Source organism: Qipengyuania flavescens, assembly GCF_029688735.1.
Taxonomy (GTDB): domain Bacteria; phylum Pseudomonadota; class Alphaproteobacteria; order Sphingomonadales; family Sphingomonadaceae; genus Qipengyuania.
In genome coordinates this window covers 382,217-398,755 of sequence record NZ_JARULD010000001.1, presented here as the reverse complement: position 1 = coordinate 398,755, position 16,539 = coordinate 382,217, and the positions used below count along the sequence as shown (strand labels likewise).

The following is a 16,539-nucleotide window of genomic DNA, read 5'->3' as shown; positions in this document are numbered from 1 at the left end:
TTCGAAACATACGGTTCCGCCACGCGCCAACGCGCATCGAAGCCGCCTAAAATGGAAAAGGGCGAGCAACCTTTCGCAGTTGCACAACCCGCCGAGCCCCAGTGGGACGCGGTTGCCTCATGGCACATTCGGCCAAAAGTGGCAAATGCAGGGTCTTTATGGTGCAGTGCAGCTTAAGCTAGGCTGAAGGCTTTTCGCGCCGTACCAGTTCTTCGGAAAGCAGCTCTTCCACGCGGTCGCGATCGGGAAATTCCTCGCCGATCCAGCGGGTTTCCACGGCTCTCAGGATGCGAGCGACTTCCGGGCCGGCGCCGACACCTCGTGCGACGATTTCGCCACCCTTCAGCGGTAGTTCGGGTATCTCCCAGCCCGCCAACGTCTCGGTACTTGCTCCGGACAGGAGCAGGCGATCGATCGCGCAGTCGGTGCCTTCGCGATAGGCCAGTACCCTCGGCGCATCGACATCGGCGGGTTTGCGTTCGGCTGCACAGACCAGCCGGACGCGCTGGGCTTTCGACAGCCGGAGCCGCGCCGCGACCGCCTCCGCTATGGTCGGGATCGGCGGGATCAATGCTGCAAGCCTTCTGATGCCCTCGGGCGCGTGGCCATGCGCGGCCTCGCTCGCGACGAGCGCAATCAGACAGACGATCTCGTTGCGGTGCGCTTCCGGCAACACGACGCCGAGCACGCCCAGCTTCTCCATCAGCTGCACCGTTGCGACCGGATGGGGGAGCGAGAGGATGGCGAGCAGTTCCATTGCCACCCGCTCGCGGCTTAAGCCCTTGAGCGTTGCCGCCAGTTCCTCGCAGGCGGCGATAGCTTCGTCGTCCAGCGCATCGCCGAAGCGTGCCTGGAAACGGAAATAGCGCAGGATCCGCAAATGGTCCTCGCGGATCCGTTCACGCGCATCGCCGATGAAGCGCACGCGCCGCGCCGAAAGATCGGCAAGGCCGCCGAAATAATCGTCCAGCTCCAGCGTCTCGGGATGGGCGTAGAGCGCATTGATGGTGAAATCGCGCCGTGCGGCGTCTTCGCGCCAGTCGTCGGCGAAGGCCACGGTCGCGCGGCGGCCATCGGTGGATACGTCGCGGCGCAAAGTGGTCACCTCGACCGGTCCGCCATCGAGGATCGCGGTGATCGTGCCATGGTCGATGCCGGTCGGGACGGTGCGGATGCCCGCCGCGCGGCATTTGTCGATTACCGTGCCGGGTCGATGGGTCGTAGCGCAGTCGATATCGTGCGGCGCGATGCCGAGCATGGTATCGCGCACGCAGCCGCCGACCCAGCGCATGCTGGTGGCACCCAGCGCCTCGACCAACTGGCCGAGGTCCTCACGCTTCGTCCAATCGGCATCGGGCAGGCGGTCAGCCATGGCTGCGATCCAGCCACGCGATGCGTCGCGACAGGTTCCAGCAGATCGCCGCGGTCACGCCCCAGATGCGATAGCCCTCGTGATCCATCTCGAGATATTCGCGCATCGCGCCTTTCCAGAACACTTCGTTGCGGTCCCATTGCGATGCATCCATCAGCTTGTCGAGCGGGCATTCGAACCAGCTTTCGACCTCGCGCGGGTCGGGGCGGATGGGCAAGTCGTGCGGCACCACCGCCAGCACGGGCGTGATGTCGAAGCCGGTGCCGGTCTGGTAGCGATCGGTCGTGCCGATCAGCCGGACATGCTCGCGCGGGATGGCCAGTTCCTCCCACGCCTCGCGCAAGGCGGCTTCGACCGCGTCCTCGCCCTCGTCCAGCTTGCCGCCGGGGAAGGCCACCTGGCCGGGGTGGTCGCGCATGGTGCGTGGGCGCTGGGTCAGCAGGACGGTGGGATTCTCGCGCTCGGTTACGGCAATCAGCACGGCGGCATCGGCAGTGCGATCCAGATCGGCGAAGCGCGCATCCGATATCAGCGGGCCGACATCCTGCGCGTGCCCCTGCTCGAACAGCTGCACCAGACGATCGAAGATGGCGCTCATTCAGGCAGGAGAGAGAAGGTTTCGCTTCCGCTCGTCACGGTGAAGTCGCCACCTTCGTCGAGCGCGATCTGAGCCAGCTGCTCATAGGTCGAGCGGTTGAGCCGCGCCTCGCAGCCGCGCCGGACGTGGACGTAGAGCGCGGGCTTCTCCGGATCGCCCGCCGCGCGGATCGGGTTGTCGGTACCGGCAACTACGACATCGTCGGTATTGGTGCGGAAGACGAGGTCGCCATCCTTGCGCGAGACATCGGTGGCGATGAAGCAAGCATCCTCCACCTCGATCGACAGCTTCTGGTAGGGCACGACCAGCCAGTAGCTGCCGTCGCCCTCGCGGTTCAGCAGGCCGGAAAAGGCGCGGACCATGCCGGGCCGCCGGATCGGCGAGCCATCGTGATACCAGGTCCCGTCCGCCGCAATGCGCATGTGGCTATCGTCGACATTGTCGGGCGACCATTGTTCGACCGGCGGCAGCTTGCGATCGGCCACCGCCTGCGCGATTTCGGCGAGCGACATTCCGGCGAGTTCGGGGGGCGGGGTGTAGGGCATTGGAAGTGTGGTGGCAGAAGGCGGGGCGGGACTCAATGGAGGTTTTGGTTGCGTGCGGTCAGGACATCCGTCCTGACCTTGCTGTGCCATCCCGCTCCCCCACCCGGCCACCCACGGCACGGTATTTTATGGGTGGCCGGGTGGGGGAGCGGGATGGCACAGCCGCAAGCTATCGTCGGATGTCGATAGCGCACCCATTAGAAACTACCCATCCCAAGGCCCGAGCATCCCCTCCGGCGGGAGGATCGCCGGATTGCCCGTCCGCGCCAGCAAGCGGTGCTTCTCGAACGGGCCGGGACAGTGCCAGCCGCCGGTGTGGTCCGCCACGAACCCCCAGCGATCGTAATAGTCGGGATCGCCGATCATCACCTGCGGCAGCGGAGCTGCGCCGTCGTCGAAGCCCGCGTCGATCGCCCCGAGGCTCGCGGCCATCAAGGCCTTGCCGAAGCCTTCGCCTTGCCGCCCGGGCATGACCGCGACGGGCCCCACCATAATCATCGGATGCGGGCGGCCCTGCGGGTCCGTCAGCGCCACCGGCCACAGCTGGATCGTGCCGGCGAGATAGTCGTCGTCGTCCAGCGCGGCGAAGCTCAGTCCGTCCAGCCATTCGACACCTTCGCGGATGCGGTAGGCCGTGCGCGCGTGGCGGCCCTCGCCGAATGCGGCGTCGAGCAGGTCTTCGACCAGTGCCGAGTCGATCGCGGAGAGGGGAACCAGTGTCGCCATGGACCGGGGCGCTTAAGCACGCCTCGCTGCCAAGTCGATCAAGTTTGGCTTAGGACCCCAGAAGTCAGGCCGCTGACCATCAGGACGGGCGTAGCTCCAGCAAGCGGCCGCCTTCGCCATCCTCCAGCACCCACAATGCGCCATCGGGGCCGTAAACGACCTGGCGGATGCGATTGCCCATGTCGTAACGAGCGACTTCGCGCGCGGTCTCCCCGTCGAAAGCGATCCGGATCAGCGCCTGCGTCTTCAGCCCGGCCACGATCAGATCGCCGTCCATGCCTTCGAACAGGTCGCCATCGTAGAACACCATGTTCCCTGGCGCGATCACGGGCGACCAGCTGATGACCGGCTTGGTGAAACCGTCGTCCGCCGTGTGGTCAGGGATGTTCGAGCCATCGTAATTGTCGCCGTTCGAACGCACCGGCCAACCGTAATTCGCCCCGCGCTGGACGAGGTTGAGTTCGTCGCCACCGGCGGGACCATGCTCGATCTCCCACAACCGACCCGCATCGTCGAAATCCATGCTCAGGATATTGCGATTGCCATAGGTCCAGATCTGGTCGGTCGGGCTGCCCCGGTCGGCGAAGGGATTGCCCGCCGCCGCGCTGCCGTCGAGATTGAGGCGGACGATGGTGCCCAGCGTGTTTTCGGTATTCTGCGCAGGGTCCTGCTTCTGGCGTTCGCCGCTGGAGACGAACATGTACTGCTCGTCCGGGCTGAAGACGATGCGGTGCGAATAATGGCCACGGCCTGTTACCTTCGGCGTTTGACGCCAGATGACATTGAGATTGCTGACCGAGCAGGCGGTCGCACTGGCGCAGTTCAATTGGCCGCGCCCGACCACGGCGCCGCGCGTGTCGCCTTCGCCGGCCTCCACCCAACTGAGATAGATGGTCCGCGTGCCGACCGAATTGGCGCTTTCGGAGGGCAGGAAGGCGACATCGCCAAGTCCGCCCTGGCCGCCGTAATCGACCTGCGGCAGACCGCTCACGGTGATTACGCGGTCGTTATCGGTGTTGTAGATCTTCGCAGTGCCGGGCTTTTCGGTGATGAACAGCATCGGCGTGCCGGGGATGAATGCGGAGGCCCAGGGCTCGTCGAATTCGCCGTGCGCTGTTATCGCGAAGTCGCCATCGAATTCACCGTCCACTGTGGGCGAGGGTGTGGATGCGGTCTCGCCCCCATCGGTGGAATAGGCGTTGCCGCAGCTTGCGAGCAGGGCGAGGGGCGATAGGGTGGCGAAAAGGATCGAAGGCTGCTTCGTCATAGGTAAGGCTCCCGTGTCTATGTTCAGTGCAACACCCGAAGGCGGACTTGGTGCCGTGCCGCTGATCGTCGGCGTGGACGAGGCCGGGCGCGGTCCGCTCGCCGGGCCGGTGGTGGCCGCTGCCTGCGTGCTGTGCTGCGAGCCGCCGCAGGGACTGGACGATTCCAAGAAGCTCTCGGCGAAGCGCCGCGCGGAATTGGAGCCGGCCATCCGCAAACGCTGCGCCTGGGGGGTCGCGGTGATCGAACCGGACGACATCGACCGGCTCAACATCTTCCAGGCCACGATGCTGGCGATGACGTTGGCGACCGCGCGGCTCGTTGAGGCGCTGCAGCTCGAGCCTGCCAAAGTGCTGATCGACGGTAACATGACCCCGCATGGCCGCCGCGAGGAGTGGCGCTGGCCGCAAGTACGCGCGATCGTGGGCGGCGACGGCAAGGAAGCCTGCATCTCCGCTGCCTCTATCATCGCCAAGGAGCATCGTGACCGGATCATGCGCGACGCGGCCACGGCGCACCCGCATTACGGGTGGGAGCGCAACATGGGCTACGGAACGGCCGAGCATCTCGAAGCATTGCGAACATACGGACCGACGCCGCTGCACCGCCGTAGCTTCGCGCCGGTATCGCAGATGGAGATGTTCGCGTGAGCTTTGCCTATTCCAACGTACCCGACCAGAGCGGCAAGACCGCCATCGTCACCGGCGCCAATACGGGCATCGGGCTGGAGATCGCCCGCGGCCTTGCGCGCAAGGGTGCCCGCGTGATTCTCGCCTGCCGCGATGCCGACAAGGCGACCGCCGCTATCAAGGAGATCGCCAGCGGACCGGAACAGGCCGATCTCGATTTCCTCCCGCTCGACCTTGCCAACATGGCCTCCATCCGCGAGGCGGCCAATCTGGCGAAGAAAGAGCCGAAGATCGACCTACTGATCAACAATGCCGGCATCATGATCCCTCCGCTCGGTCTTGCCATCGGTGGGACGGAAGAGCAATTCGCCGTCAACCACCTGGGTCATTTTGCGCTCACCGGCCTGCTGCTCGACAAGCTGGCAGAGAATGGCGGCGCGCGCGTGGTCAGCCAGGCCTCGATTGCGCACAAGGGGGCCAAGATCGACTTCGACAATCTCGATGCCTCGCAAGGCTATTCGCGCACGAAGTTCTATGGTCAGAGCAAGCTTGCGAACCTGCTGTTCGCCTTCGAGCTCGATCGCCGATTGCGTGCCGCGAACTCGTCCGTCACGTCCATCGCCTGCCATCCCGGCGTCGCCCAGACCGAAATCACCCGCCACCTCGGCGTGTTTGGTAAGGTTTTCGGTCCAACCGTTGGTTTCTTCCTCAACACTGCCGAAAACGGGGCCGTGCCCGCATTGCAGGCCGCGACCGATCCGGAGGCCGAGGGCGGGGACTATTTCGGCTCGTGGGGCCTGCGCGAAATGAGCGGGGCTACGTCCGGAAAGGCCTATGCCACCAAGACGGCACGCGATCCGCTACTCGCCGCGCGGCTTTGGGCGAAATCGGTCGAGCTGACTGGCGTCGATCCCGGACTGAAGCCTGGGGGTGAAACGAGCACGGGCTGACCGACGGTGTTTGTCTGAGAGCCTTTCGCTTGTAAAAAGGTTTGATGACCGAATCTGCCGACTGGATCAAAGACTGGAACGAAATCGCCGACACCGTGCTTTCGGCGATCCTGTTTTATTTTCTCATCGTCATCCTTGTCCGCGTGTTCGGCAAGCGCTCGACCGCCCAGCTCAACAATTTCGACTGGATTATCAACATCACGGTGGGCAGTTTGGCAGCGTCCGGCATTCTGTTGAAATCCGTTCCGGCCGTGCGAGCAGCCGCGGCGATCCTCACGATCATGGTATTACAGTTCGTCCTGACATGGCTGGTCATTCGCGTCGGAGCGATTTCGCGCATGGTGAAAGCATCCCCTACACTTCTGTTCCATAAGGGTGAGTACCTCCAGGATACGATGCGGCGCGCCAGGATTTCACGGGAAGAGATTTGCAGCGCACTGCGCGAACACGGGTTGGCTGAGGCGGACGCGAACTGGGTGATACTGGAAACCAACGGCCAGATGACGGTCATACCGAAGCAAGACATCGACCTTCCCCAGGCAGGCGCGCTCGACAATGTCGAGAGGCCAGAACGCCTCCGTTAGGGACAGACTATTGCTCGCCGAGTCCTTAAAGCAACACTGCATCATCTGGAGTCCGCCGGCGCCGCTCACCGCAACATCTTGTGGGGACGCGTTTCCGTTCCGCATGCCACGCTCATGCTAACGCGAACCACGCCACGCCTTGCGATCCTTGGCGCTTGACTGCGGACTCGTTTGGACTCACCCTGTGGATAACTAACGCCAAGGGGACAGACAGATGGGGGTCATCGAGATCGCGAAAACGCGCGCGCGGCGCGTGGAGAAGGCCGTGCAGCTGCCGTTGGCGCAGCCGGGGCCGGGTGCGCTGCCGGTAGGGCGCATCCTCGACGGCGATTGCGTGGAAGCCATGCGCTCCATTCCAACCGCCAGCATCGATCTCGTCTTTGCCGATCCGCCTTACAACCTCCAGCTCGGCGGCGATCTCAACCGGCCCGACGGCAGCCACGTCGATGCCGTGACCGACGATTGGGACAAGTTCGACACCTTCAAGGCATACGACGATTTCACCCGCGCCTGGCTGATCGAGGCCAAGCGCATCCTCAAGCCCGACGGCGCGCTGTGGGTGATCGGCAGCTATCACAACATCTACCGCGTCGGCGCGATCCTGCAGGATCTGGGGTTCTGGATCCTAAACGACATCGTCTGGCGCAAATCCAACCCGATGCCCAATTTCCGCGGCACCCGATTTACCAATGCGCATGAAACGCTACTGTGGTGTTCGCAGGGCGAGAAGGCGAAGTACCACTTCAACTACCGCGCGATGAAGACGCTCAACGACGAGCTCCAGATGCGCAGCGACTGGGTCCTGCCGATCTGCAACGGGGCGGAGCGGTTGAAGGAGGGCGGGCACAAGGTCCACCCGACGCAGAAGCCCGAAAGCCTGCTCTACCGCGTGCTGCTTTCTACCACGGAGAAGGGCGACGTCGTGCTCGACCCGTTCTTCGGCACCGGTACCACCGGTGCCGTGGCCAAGCGGCTCGGCCGCCAGTGGATCGGTTGCGAGCGCGAGGGCGTCTATCGCGAGGCGGCGCTGAAGCGGATCGAGAAGGAACTCCCGCTCGACGAAAGCGCGCTCACGACCATGCAGGCCGGCCGCAGCGCCCCCAAGGTGGCTTTCGGCGCGCTGGTGGAAAACGGCTATTTGAAGCCGGGCACCGAGGTCTTCGACAAGAAGCGCCGCTGGACCGCGACGGTTCGCGCCGACGGCTCGCTCGCTGTTGTCGATGGAAAGGGAGGCAAGCAGACCGGCAGCATCCACGGCCTCGGTAAGGAGCTACAGGGCGCACCCAGCTGCAACGGCTGGACCTTCTGGCACTACGAGACTGGCGGCGAGGCAAAACCGATCGACGCTGCGCGGCAGTTGTATTTGCTGGCGGTGGAGGACTAACCGGATCGCCTGTGTGGCGGAAATGTCGCACTGACATGTACAAAATCGCACAAGAGCGGTTTTTCGACCAACGTCCTTGCCTCGCACACGCCTTTTGGCTGTTAGCGCCCTCATTCGAACTTTCCGAATTATAAAAACCGAGGGTTACATATGAAATTTACGTCGATTGCCGTGGGCAAGCGCTCGATGCTGGCAAGCGCCGCCGTTCTGGCGCTGGTCGCACCGATGAGCGTTCAGGCACAGGAAGCTGCGGAAGACGAAACCTGCATCGACGAAGATGCCGACGGCGATTGCGACGATGTTGCGGGCGCGGTCGAGCAGAACGCCATTGTCGTTTCGGGCACACGTATCCGCACGAACGAGTACGACTTTGCGAACCCGGTCGTCGCCATCGACGACACGGCCATCCAGAACAGCGGTGTCACCAACCTGACCGACTTCCTCACGGAAGCTCCGGCTCTTACCGGTTCCTATACATCGAACGATGGTTCGGGTGCCAATGCCGGTATCGGCGGGGTAGGCCTCAACCTCCTCGACCTGCGCAACCTCGGTACGCAGCGGACGCTGACACTGATCGACGGCCGCCGCCACGTCGCGGCAGTTCCCGGCTCGTCCTCGGTCGATACCAACTCGCTACCGATCGACCTGATCGAGCGCGTCGATGTCGTGACCGGCGGTGCCTCCGCCATCTACGGTGCCGACGCGGTTACCGGCGTGGTGAACTTTGTCACCAAGCGCAATTTCGAAGGCTATACGGTGCGCGCGCAGAGCGGCATCAGCGAGGAAGGCGATGGCTACACGGGCTTCGTCTCGGCCACCGTCGGTACCAACTTCGCCGGTGGACGCGGCAACATTGCCGCAAACTTCGAATACGGGCACGACGACAATCTGCTGCTCTCGGACCGCCGGGAATTCGGACCCAGCTTCCGCTCGTTCTACGACAATCTCGACGACCAGGCTGCGGGTGACGATCCGAACGTTCCGGACCTGATCCTGGCATCGGACGTCAACTATCTGGACTCCAGCCCGATCGGTGCGATCGACGTGGACGGCGACTTCCTGCCCGATTTTCTCGGCGATGGCCGCCCCTATATTCCCGGCACCTTCCTGGGCAGCTTCTTTGAAAGCGGTGGTTCGGGCACCCCCGTGTCGACCTACAGCGGGGAAATCCTGCCGAAGATCGATCGGTACATCGGCAATCTGCTTTTCAGCTACGAGCTGACCGACAGCGTCCGCTTCTTCGCGGAAGGCAAATATGCTCGGGTCGATTCGGAATCCTTCGGCCAGCCGACCTTCGATTTCTTCATCGGCGTGCCCACCGATAACCCCTTCATTCCGGACAACATCAACGATCCTGCAGTGAACGTTTTCGACGGGCTCGGCATCGTTCTTGTCACGGGTCGCGACAATCTGGACCTCGGCCGCCGCGGCGAAACCAACCGCCGCGAAACCTATCGCGGCGTCGCGGGGATCGAAGCCGACGTCACCGATACGATCCGGTTCGACGCTTCCTATGTCTACGGCCAGTCGGATGCGACGGTCCGCCAGACGAACACGCGCTTCAACGACCGGTTCTATGCGGCGATCGATGCAGTGGACGAAGGTGAATTCCTGACCGGCACGCCCAACGGTAATATCGTCTGCCGCTCGAACCTCACCGGCGATGCGACCAGCTCGAACCAGAACGTTACCGGCGCATTCTTCTTCGACGATTTCGACCAGTTGTCGTTCACGCCCGGCGCGAACAGCGGCTGCGTACCGTTCAACATCTTCTCGAACGCTCAGGACCCGGCGTCGCTGGCCTTCATCAACACGACGGCTGTCGACACCAGCACGGTCAAGCAGCATGTTGCCACGGCGGCATTCAGTGGCGATTTCGGTGACGGCTTCGCGCTGTGGGGCGATCCGATCGGATTCGCGCTCGGCGGTGAATATCGCAAGGAAATCAGCGAAAGCATTCCGGATCCGGTCAACACGACCGGCCTGACCTTCGGCAACGCGCTGTTCCCGGAAACGGGGTCCTTCGACGTCTATGAAGGCTTCGTGGAAGTGCGCGTGCCGATCGTTCAGGATCGTCCGGGCTTCTACGATCTTACCGCGAACGGCGCTGCCCGTGTTTCGGAATATTCAACCGTCGGGACCACCTTCACCTATCAGGGCGGCCTGGTCTATGCTCCGGTTCCCGATTTCCGGATCCGCGGCACGTACGCCCAGGCGGTTCGCGCGCCGAACATCGGCGAACTGTTTGCTCCGTCCAACCAGACGTTCGCATTCATCGACGATCCCTGTGCCTTCGACAATATCGACAACGGCAGTGCAACGCGCGAAGCGAACTGCACCGCTCTTCTTACCAATCTCGGCCTGACTCCGGCCCAGATCGCAGGCTTCACCGGCGATGCCGGCACCAGCCTGCCGGGCCTCAGCACCGGCAATGTCGATCTGAGCGAGGAAACTGCCAAGACCATCACCGTCGGTGCCATCTTCCAGCCCAGCTTCATTCCGGGCCTGGTCATGTCGGTCGACTATTACGACGTGGAAATCGAGGATGCGATTTCGACCCCGACGGCCAACACACTGCTCGAACTCTGCGTCGATGCCGAAACGTTGGATAACGAATTCTGCGACAACATCGATCGCACGCCGGTCGGCGCCGGCTTCGATCCCAACGATGCAGGCGTGGTCCGGGATTTCACCCTGCGCCCGCAGAACGTCGCGGCTTTCTCCACCAAGGGCGTCGACTTCTCGGTACGCTACCGTCAGCCGACCGACAATCTCGGGACGTTCAACTTCAGCGTGATCGGCAACCACCTGATCGAGCTGAAGACGCAGGGCACCCCCGGCGCGGATATCGTCGAGGAAGCAGGTGTTCTCGGCGCGCCGGAATGGCAGGTCAACTTCGACTTCAACTGGACGCTCGACAACTTCAACCTGAATTACGGCATCAACTACTGGGACGAAACGCTTCGCTTCGCGCGTGCGGACATCGAAGCCGATCCCGATATCGTTGCACCGGAATATCTGAAGATCGACGCCAAGTTCGTCCATGACATGCAGCTGCGCTGGACGACGGATGACGACATGAGCTTCTACGTCGGGGTGAACAACATCTTCGACCAGGAACCCGATGTCGGCCTGACCTTCTACCCGGTCAGCGCGCTCGGCCGGTTCTTCTACGCCGGCGTACGGATTTCGGGCGACCAGCTCGGTTTCTGATCGATCCGTCCTGAACGTTAAGGAAAAGGCCCCGGTTTACGCCGGGGCCTTTTTTGTAGTCGGGGTCAGGTCCGCGTGGCTTTGCTAATCTGCATTCGCGCGGTAGTCGCAGGCCGACGACCTGCTCGAGCTCCCTAAGCCCGACTTCGTACCGCACCTTCTAGCACCGCTGTGACGCCTGAAGTGGTAGTGAGGTAGACCGATCCACCCCGCTCGGCAGCTGTGTCTGATGGCGGGAGAGGACCGATACAGAAAAACCGCCGTTCAAGATTGAACGGCGGCTTTCGCTGTAGTCTTTTGACCGTCAGGCAGTGCGGCGGCGCACCGTCACGTGGCTACGCGACACATTATGTTTACGCGCTCTGGTATCGTTGAAGCCGACGGCCTCTACCGGATCGATATAGGCATCACCATCGCGGATCTCGATTTCCGAAACCGGAACGAAGCGATCGTCGTCCAGCACCAGCCCTGCGACATGGTCCCGATCGGGATCGACAAGCATGCGACGGACGGTGCCGATGCGCGTGCCATCGGTCGAATAGAGCGTGCTGCCACGCAAATCCTGGTCTTCGTTCTCAAGCTGGTACGAGTCCAGTTCGTGCAGGTCTTCGTAATTCTTGCTCATGAGTTGTTCCTTCCTGGCAGCGTCAAGCAGGCTCGACGATACGCATGTTGTCTTCATCGATGACGAGCACGACTTCCTGGTCGGAGATGACACGCTGGGTGTCTTCATCGAGGGTATCGCCTTCGATATCGGTTGCCGAAATCGAGGATGCCTGACGCACGGTCCCGCCGTTGAGTTCGAGCGTTGCACCCGGATTGATATCGATGCGGCGTTCGGCGGGCTCATCGATCACCAGCGCAAACATCCGCGTGCCTTCATGCTCGACCCAGAAGCCGCGATCGGTCAACGGACCATCGATGTTTACCCGACCTGTGAAGCCGTCCTGCCCGTAAAAATTTGCAGGATTGGCTGCGATAGCCGCAAGGGTCATTTCATTGTTGACCTCATTATCGGCAGTGGTTTGTCCCACGCCGTCGACGGTATCTGCGGCGACGATATCGGTGTCGGCCGTTGCCAGATCCGCATCGTCATCGTTTTCGCTTAGCAACCACCAGAGCAGGAGGGCTCCGAGCAGCAGGAGGAGCAGCAACCAGATCCAGCTTGAGCTTGATTTCTTCTCGACGGGAATTTCGGCCATAGTCGTCTCTCCTTTTCCAGACTGCTGGCCGACTAGCGGGTGGCGAGACACAACGTTCCGGCTTTTTTTCCGATAGAAAGCTTTTAAATAACATATGTTAGCGTGTTTCTTATGTTGCGGGACATTCCCGGCGAAGAATGAAAGTCCATAGCTGTCCTACATCGGCCCATCCCGCTATTACCCCGTCATATGACCGAGTTTTATTCTGGCTATCGGACTACGCCGGCACTTGTCCCAAACCACCTCCACCACTTTTTCCGCCCTGGACTGTGTAACATGCGGTCCATGTCGCGGCGTTTCCCTGAGGCTTTCCAACAATGATCCAACACGCCTACATCCGCCCCATCGGCTTCGTCCCCGGTCCGCAGGCCGAGCATGGCAATGCCATCCGGCTGGCAGGCGGGATGGTCTATGCGAGCCGTTTTGCGGTGATCCTTCGGCGGGCCAAAGAACGGGGGGGCGAGGTGGTCGACCGCTGGCTCGCCGCGCCCGATACGATGGCTGAGGTTCTGGCGCAGCTGCCCGACGACGTGGCGGGCGATGCGGAGGCGCAGTGGGCCAATCTCACGCTCGCGCATCCGGCGTTGGAGCTTGGCGCGCGCACCGTGCGGCTCGACCAGCCACAGGTGATGGGCATCCTCAACGTCACGCCCGACAGCTTCAGCGACGGCGGCGCCCATGACAGTCCGGATGCCGCACGCGAACATGCCGCGGCGATGGTGGAGGCGGGGGCGAGCATCATCGACGTGGGCGGCGAGAGCACCCGGCCGGGCGCGAAGCCCGTCTGGGAAGGCGACGAGATCGCGCGCGTCGTCCCGGCGATCGAGGCCTGCTCGGCGATGGGTGCCGCGGTCAGCGTGGACACGCGTAAGGCGGCGGTGATGGAGGCGGCGATCGAGGCAGGCGCGGCGCTGGTCAACGACGTCAGCGGTCTGACCCACGATCCGCGCGCCGCCGAGGTGGTCGCGCGCGCCGGGGTGCCGGTGGTGCTGATGCACGCGCCCGGCAGTGGAGAGGACCTGCATGAGGGCAGCGACTACGCCAATGTGGTGTTCGACGTGTTCGACGCGTTGCGCGCCCGCCGCGATGCCGCGTTGGAGGCAGGCATCGAGGCGCGCAACATCCTGCTGGATCCCGGTATCGGTTTCGGCAAGACGCTCGCCGAGAACCTTGCGCTGATCAACGCGCTGCCGCTGTACCACGCCCTCGGCCACCCGCTGTTGCTCGGCGCGAGCCGCAAGCGGCTGATCGGCGCGATGTCCAACGAGGCGGAGGCCGATGCTCGCCTCGGCGGCAGCGTGACGCTGGCGGTGAAAGGTATGGACGCCGGCGTGCAACTCCACCGCGTCCACGACGTGCCGGAGACCGTTCAGGCGCGCAACGTATGGCGGGGCCTTCGCGATGCGGCGCTGACGGACTTCGGGGACCTGCCGGGCTAGCCGGGCGAAGCGGCACTGCCCGCCAGCAGCCCGCTGTCGAGCGTGAGTTCGGTGCCGGTCATGTAGGCGCTGTCGGCGCTGGCGAGGTAGACGCAGAGCGCGGCGACCTCCTCGACCGTGCCGAAGCGCTTGAGCGGGGTGTCGGCGACCAGCCCGGCCATCTTCGCGTCGCGGTCCGGCCCGTCGCCCAGCATCGGCTCCCAGATGTCGGTCAGGATCGCGGCAGGATGGATCGAGTTGCAGCGGATCGCGAGCCCCTGCTGCGCGGCATAGAGCGCGACCGACTTGGTGTGGTTGCGGATCGCCGCCTTGCTGGCCGCATAGGCCGCCGCACCGGGAATGCCGACAAGGCCGGAGCGCGAGGACATGTTGACGATCGAGCCTGTGCCCTTCGCTCGCATGGCGCGCAGGGCATAGCGGCAGCCGAGGAAACAGCCGTCGGTATTGACCGCATGGACGCGGTGCCACTCGGCCAGGCTGGCGTTCTCGGGGTCGTGCGCGGCGGGGCCGTCCTCGAAGCCGGTGATCCCGGCATTGTTGACGAGGACGTCGATGGCGGGAAAGGCTGCGGCAAGCGCGTCCCACTCCGCCTCGCTCGCCACGCCGAGCCGGTGGAAGGTGCAGCCAAGCGCGTCGGCCGCTTTCCTACCTTCCTCTTCGTCGATATCGGTGAGCACGACTCGCGCGCCTTCGGCCAGGAAAGCTTCGCACACTGCCTTGCCGATCCCGCGCGCACCGCCGGTGACGATGCAAAGCATGTTGTCGAGTTTTGCCATGCCTGTGTGGCTAAGCCGCTCACGCCGCGTTGTCGATGCCGAGGCGGCGGGCGAGATGCAAAATTGCCAATGGGATATTTATTCGGAATTTGTGCGGAGAGCTTCTAGTTGGTCCAAGACTTGAACCAAGAAATCCAGATTCCTGCCAGCGGCCATCGCATCGGATGAGCGCGCGCCATTTTCTGCTCGCTGGAATTCTCGCCATTCTCGACCGATAGCCTCGTAAAGGAAATCGCTACAGATGCTGAGCGCGCAACCTTTTGGCATTTCGATCAGCAATTGCGTGGTTTCCATAGTCAGGTCATGACCGGAGTAACCATGCAATTTTGCTTCCGCCAGATCGCGGCCGTAGATGGGTCCCGTGGTGGCCATAACAATCAGTTCATCGTTTGCCATGAAGTCACGCCGCGTTGTCGATGCCGAGCTCGCTGAGCTTGCGGTAGAGGGTCGAGCGGCCGATGCCGAGGCGGCGGGCGACTTCGGTCATGCGGCCGCGGTAGTGGCCGATGGCGAGGCGGATGATGTCGGCCTCGATCTCTTCGAGGGGGCGGAGGTTGCCGTCTTCTTCGTAGAGCAACACGCCGAGCCCGCGCGCCCGGCTCTCGCCGCGGTCGGGATTGTCGCCAAGCAGTTCGGCAAGCTGCGGGAAGCTGTGCGCCGTCAGGGCCTCGCGCTGTTCATGCACACAGGCGCGGTAGAGCACGGATTGCAGCTGGCGGACGTTGCCGGGCCAGTCGTAGGCTTCGAGCAGGGTCAGTCCGCTGTCGGCGATGGAATGGTGGGTGAAGCCCGGCTGCTGGCCGATCTTGGCGAGGAAGTGGCGGGTGAGGGCGGGGATGTCTCCCATCCGCTCGCGCAGGGCAGGGAGGTGAATGCGCGTGGTGCCGAGCGCGTCGTAAAGTCGCTGCGAGAATGCGCCCGATGCCGCCAGCTCTTCGAGCGGAACGTCGCTCGAGGCGAAGACGCGGACGTCGATCTTGAAGCCGTGCGCTGCGCCGGTGGGACGTACGATGCCGCTTTCGAGGACATCGGCGAGGCGGTCCTGCTGCGGCAAGTCCATCCGGTCGATATCGTCGAGGATCAGCGTGCCGCCGTCGCAATGCTCCAGCAGGCCGGTCTGGCGATCGAAGGCACCTGCGAAGGCGCCCTTCTCGTGGCCGAAGACGAGCGATTCCAGCGACGTTGCAGGCATGGAGCCGCAGCCGACCAGCTTCATCACCGCTTTGGCGCGGGTGGATGCGGCACGCATCGCGCGCATCAGCATTTCCTTGCCGGTGCCGCTGTCGCCCTCAACCAGCACGTTGCCGTGCCCCCGCGCCGCCGTCGCCGCCTTGGCCAGGGCGGTACGGAACGGGGCGGCGGTGCCGACCATGGCGTCGAAATCGAGCTCTGCGGGCAGCTTTTCAGTCATCGGCTGCAATTCGTCGCGCGGCGCTTCGTCGCGGGTCGCGCTGCGCAGGGCGGCCATCAGGCGATCGGGCCCGACCGGTTTGATGAGATAATCGGTCGCACCCGCGCGCATCGCTTCGACCGCCAGCAGGGGCGAGGTGCTCGCCGTGAGCATCAGCAGCGGCACGTCGGGCCGGGCGGCGCGGATGTCGCGGATCAGTTCGCAGGCGGCGTCGCCGGGGACCCACTGGTCGAGCAGGACGGCGCGCACATCGGCGCCCTCTTCCGCGCCCAGAGCTTCGAGCGCCTCCTCGCTCGATCCCACGACCAGCGTTCGCCACCCTTCGCGCGCGGCAAGCGCTGTGACGAGGCGGCTCTGCGCCGGTTCGTCATCGATCAGCATCAGCAGACGTGTTGTCTCGCTCGCCATGCGCCTGTGGCACTCCCTTGATTGGTGGCCAATGTC

16 protein-coding genes are annotated in these 16,539 nt (G+C 63.6%); 6 read left to right on the top strand and 10 right to left on the bottom strand.

What is annotated here, in order from left to right; all coding sequences use genetic code 11:
• Positions 1 to 178 precede the first annotated feature (178 nt).
• From P8R33_RS01995 to P8R33_RS01975, 5 genes are all read right to left on the bottom strand, one after another.
• A complete protein-coding gene (locus tag P8R33_RS01995; RefSeq protein WP_278327315.1) occupies positions 179 to 1,372 on the bottom strand; it encodes a CCA tRNA nucleotidyltransferase in 1,194 nt (397 codons plus the stop codon).
• The gene (locus P8R33_RS01990) at positions 1,365 to 1,970 is read right to left on the bottom strand and encodes a CoA pyrophosphatase (protein ID WP_278327314.1); all 606 of its coding nucleotides are present in this window, start codon (positions 1,968 to 1,970) and stop codon (positions 1,365 to 1,367) included. Before P8R33_RS01990 ends, P8R33_RS01995 begins: the two co-directional genes overlap by 8 nt.
• Positions 1,967 to 2,515 carry a DUF1285 domain-containing protein gene (locus tag P8R33_RS01985; RefSeq protein ID WP_278327313.1) on the bottom strand — a complete coding sequence of 183 codons (549 nt, stop codon included), beginning with the start codon at positions 2,513 to 2,515 and terminating at the stop codon, positions 1,967 to 1,969. Before P8R33_RS01985 ends, P8R33_RS01990 begins: the two co-directional genes overlap by 4 nt.
• Positions 2,516 to 2,719: 204 nt before the next feature.
• The gene (locus P8R33_RS01980) at positions 2,720 to 3,241 is read right to left on the bottom strand and encodes a GNAT family N-acetyltransferase (RefSeq protein WP_278327312.1); all 522 of its coding nucleotides are present in this window, start codon (positions 3,239 to 3,241) and stop codon (positions 2,720 to 2,722) included.
• Between the two features lie 79 nt (positions 3,242 to 3,320).
• On the bottom strand, positions 3,321 to 4,508 hold the full coding sequence (locus P8R33_RS01975) for a PQQ-dependent sugar dehydrogenase (RefSeq protein ID WP_278327311.1): 1,188 nt from the start codon (positions 4,506 to 4,508) through the stop codon (positions 3,321 to 3,323).
• Positions 4,509 to 4,527: 19 nt separating this feature from the next.
• Here P8R33_RS01975 and rnhB point away from each other — a divergent pair, with 19 nt between their 5' ends.
• The 5 genes from rnhB to P8R33_RS01950 all read left to right on the top strand — a co-directional run bounded on the left by rnhB (position 4,528) and on the right by P8R33_RS01950 (position 11,267).
• Positions 4,528 to 5,157, top strand: a complete 630-nt coding sequence (gene rnhB, locus P8R33_RS01970; protein ID WP_278327310.1) for a ribonuclease HII — start codon at positions 4,528 to 4,530, stop codon at positions 5,155 to 5,157.
• Positions 5,154 to 6,086, top strand: a complete 933-nt coding sequence (locus tag P8R33_RS01965; protein WP_278327309.1) for an oxidoreductase — start codon at positions 5,154 to 5,156, stop codon at positions 6,084 to 6,086. Before rnhB ends, P8R33_RS01965 begins: the two co-directional genes overlap by 4 nt.
• Positions 6,087 to 6,130: 44 nt before the next feature.
• Positions 6,131 to 6,670, top strand: a complete 540-nt coding sequence (locus tag P8R33_RS01960) for a DUF421 domain-containing protein (protein WP_278327308.1) — start codon at positions 6,131 to 6,133, stop codon at positions 6,668 to 6,670.
• Positions 6,671 to 6,884: 214 nt separating this feature from the next.
• Positions 6,885 to 8,054 (top strand): site-specific DNA-methyltransferase, encoded by a 1,170-nt coding sequence (locus P8R33_RS01955; RefSeq protein ID WP_278327307.1) that lies wholly within the window; start codon positions 6,885 to 6,887, stop codon positions 8,052 to 8,054.
• A 150-nt stretch (positions 8,055 to 8,204) separates the two neighbouring features.
• A complete protein-coding gene (locus P8R33_RS01950; RefSeq protein WP_278327306.1) occupies positions 8,205 to 11,267 on the top strand; it encodes a TonB-dependent receptor domain-containing protein in 3,063 nt (1,020 codons plus the stop codon).
• A gap of 304 nt (positions 11,268 to 11,571) precedes the next feature.
• Here the strand turns inward: P8R33_RS01950 and P8R33_RS01945 are convergent, their stop codons facing one another.
• Positions 11,572 to 11,892, bottom strand: coding sequence for a PRC-barrel domain-containing protein (locus P8R33_RS01945; protein WP_278327305.1), 321 nt, complete (start codon positions 11,890 to 11,892; stop codon positions 11,572 to 11,574).
• A gap of 22 nt (positions 11,893 to 11,914) precedes the next feature.
• A complete protein-coding gene (locus tag P8R33_RS01940; RefSeq protein ID WP_278327304.1) occupies positions 11,915 to 12,469 on the bottom strand; it encodes a hypothetical protein in 555 nt (184 codons plus the stop codon).
• A 317-nt stretch (positions 12,470 to 12,786) separates the two neighbouring features.
• Between P8R33_RS01940 and folP the strand changes: the two genes are divergently transcribed.
• Positions 12,787 to 13,908 carry a dihydropteroate synthase gene (gene folP, locus P8R33_RS01935; protein WP_278327303.1) on the top strand — a complete coding sequence of 374 codons (1,122 nt, stop codon included), beginning with the start codon at positions 12,787 to 12,789 and terminating at the stop codon, positions 13,906 to 13,908.
• Here the strand turns inward: folP and P8R33_RS01930 are convergent.
• From P8R33_RS01930 to P8R33_RS01920, 3 genes are all read right to left on the bottom strand, one after another.
• A complete protein-coding gene (locus tag P8R33_RS01930) occupies positions 13,905 to 14,684 on the bottom strand; it encodes an SDR family oxidoreductase (protein ID WP_278327302.1) in 780 nt (259 codons plus the stop codon). The two genes, folP and P8R33_RS01930, sit on opposite strands and share 4 nt — an antisense overlap.
• A 78-nt stretch (positions 14,685 to 14,762) precedes the next feature.
• On the bottom strand, positions 14,763 to 15,080 hold the full coding sequence (locus tag P8R33_RS01925; protein ID WP_278327301.1) for a hypothetical protein: 318 nt from the start codon (positions 15,078 to 15,080) through the stop codon (positions 14,763 to 14,765).
• A gap of 4 nt (positions 15,081 to 15,084) precedes the next feature.
• On the bottom strand, positions 15,085 to 16,503 hold the full coding sequence (locus P8R33_RS01920; protein ID WP_278327300.1) for a sigma-54-dependent transcriptional regulator: 1,419 nt from the start codon (positions 16,501 to 16,503) through the stop codon (positions 15,085 to 15,087).
• Positions 16,504 to 16,539 lie beyond the last annotated feature (36 nt).

Bases quoted from the DNA above. Each gene is read 5' to 3' on its own strand.
- P8R33_RS01995 (WP_278327315.1), bottom strand. From the start codon at position 1,372: ATGGCTGACCGCCTGCCCGATGCCGATTGGACGAAGCGTGAGGACCTC.
- P8R33_RS01990 (WP_278327314.1), bottom strand. From the start codon at position 1,970: ATGAGCGCCATCTTCGATCGTCTGGTGCAGCTGTTCGAGCAGGGGCAC.
- P8R33_RS01985 (WP_278327313.1), bottom strand. From the start codon at position 2,515: ATGCCCTACACCCCGCCCCCCGAACTCGCCGGAATGTCGCTCGCCGAA.
- P8R33_RS01980 (WP_278327312.1), bottom strand. From the start codon at position 3,241: ATGGCGACACTGGTTCCCCTCTCCGCGATCGACTCGGCACTGGTCGAA.
- P8R33_RS01975 (WP_278327311.1), bottom strand. From the start codon at position 4,508: ATGACGAAGCAGCCTTCGATCCTTTTCGCCACCCTATCGCCCCTCGCC.
- rnhB (WP_278327310.1), top strand. From the start codon at position 4,528: ATGTTCAGTGCAACACCCGAAGGCGGACTTGGTGCCGTGCCGCTGATC.
- P8R33_RS01960 (WP_278327308.1), top strand. From the start codon at position 6,131: ATGACCGAATCTGCCGACTGGATCAAAGACTGGAACGAAATCGCCGAC.
- P8R33_RS01955 (WP_278327307.1), top strand. From the start codon at position 6,885: ATGGGGGTCATCGAGATCGCGAAAACGCGCGCGCGGCGCGTGGAGAAG.
- P8R33_RS01950 (WP_278327306.1), top strand. From the start codon at position 8,205: ATGAAATTTACGTCGATTGCCGTGGGCAAGCGCTCGATGCTGGCAAGC.
- P8R33_RS01945 (WP_278327305.1), bottom strand. From the start codon at position 11,892: ATGAGCAAGAATTACGAAGACCTGCACGAACTGGACTCGTACCAGCTT.
- P8R33_RS01940 (WP_278327304.1), bottom strand. From the start codon at position 12,469: ATGGCCGAAATTCCCGTCGAGAAGAAATCAAGCTCAAGCTGGATCTGG.
- folP (WP_278327303.1), top strand. From the start codon at position 12,787: ATGATCCAACACGCCTACATCCGCCCCATCGGCTTCGTCCCCGGTCCG.
- P8R33_RS01930 (WP_278327302.1), bottom strand. From the start codon at position 14,684: ATGGCAAAACTCGACAACATGCTTTGCATCGTCACCGGCGGTGCGCGC.
- P8R33_RS01925 (WP_278327301.1), bottom strand. From the start codon at position 15,080: ATGGCAAACGATGAACTGATTGTTATGGCCACCACGGGACCCATCTAC.
- P8R33_RS01920 (WP_278327300.1), bottom strand. From the start codon at position 16,503: ATGGCGAGCGAGACAACACGTCTGCTGATGCTGATCGATGACGAACCG.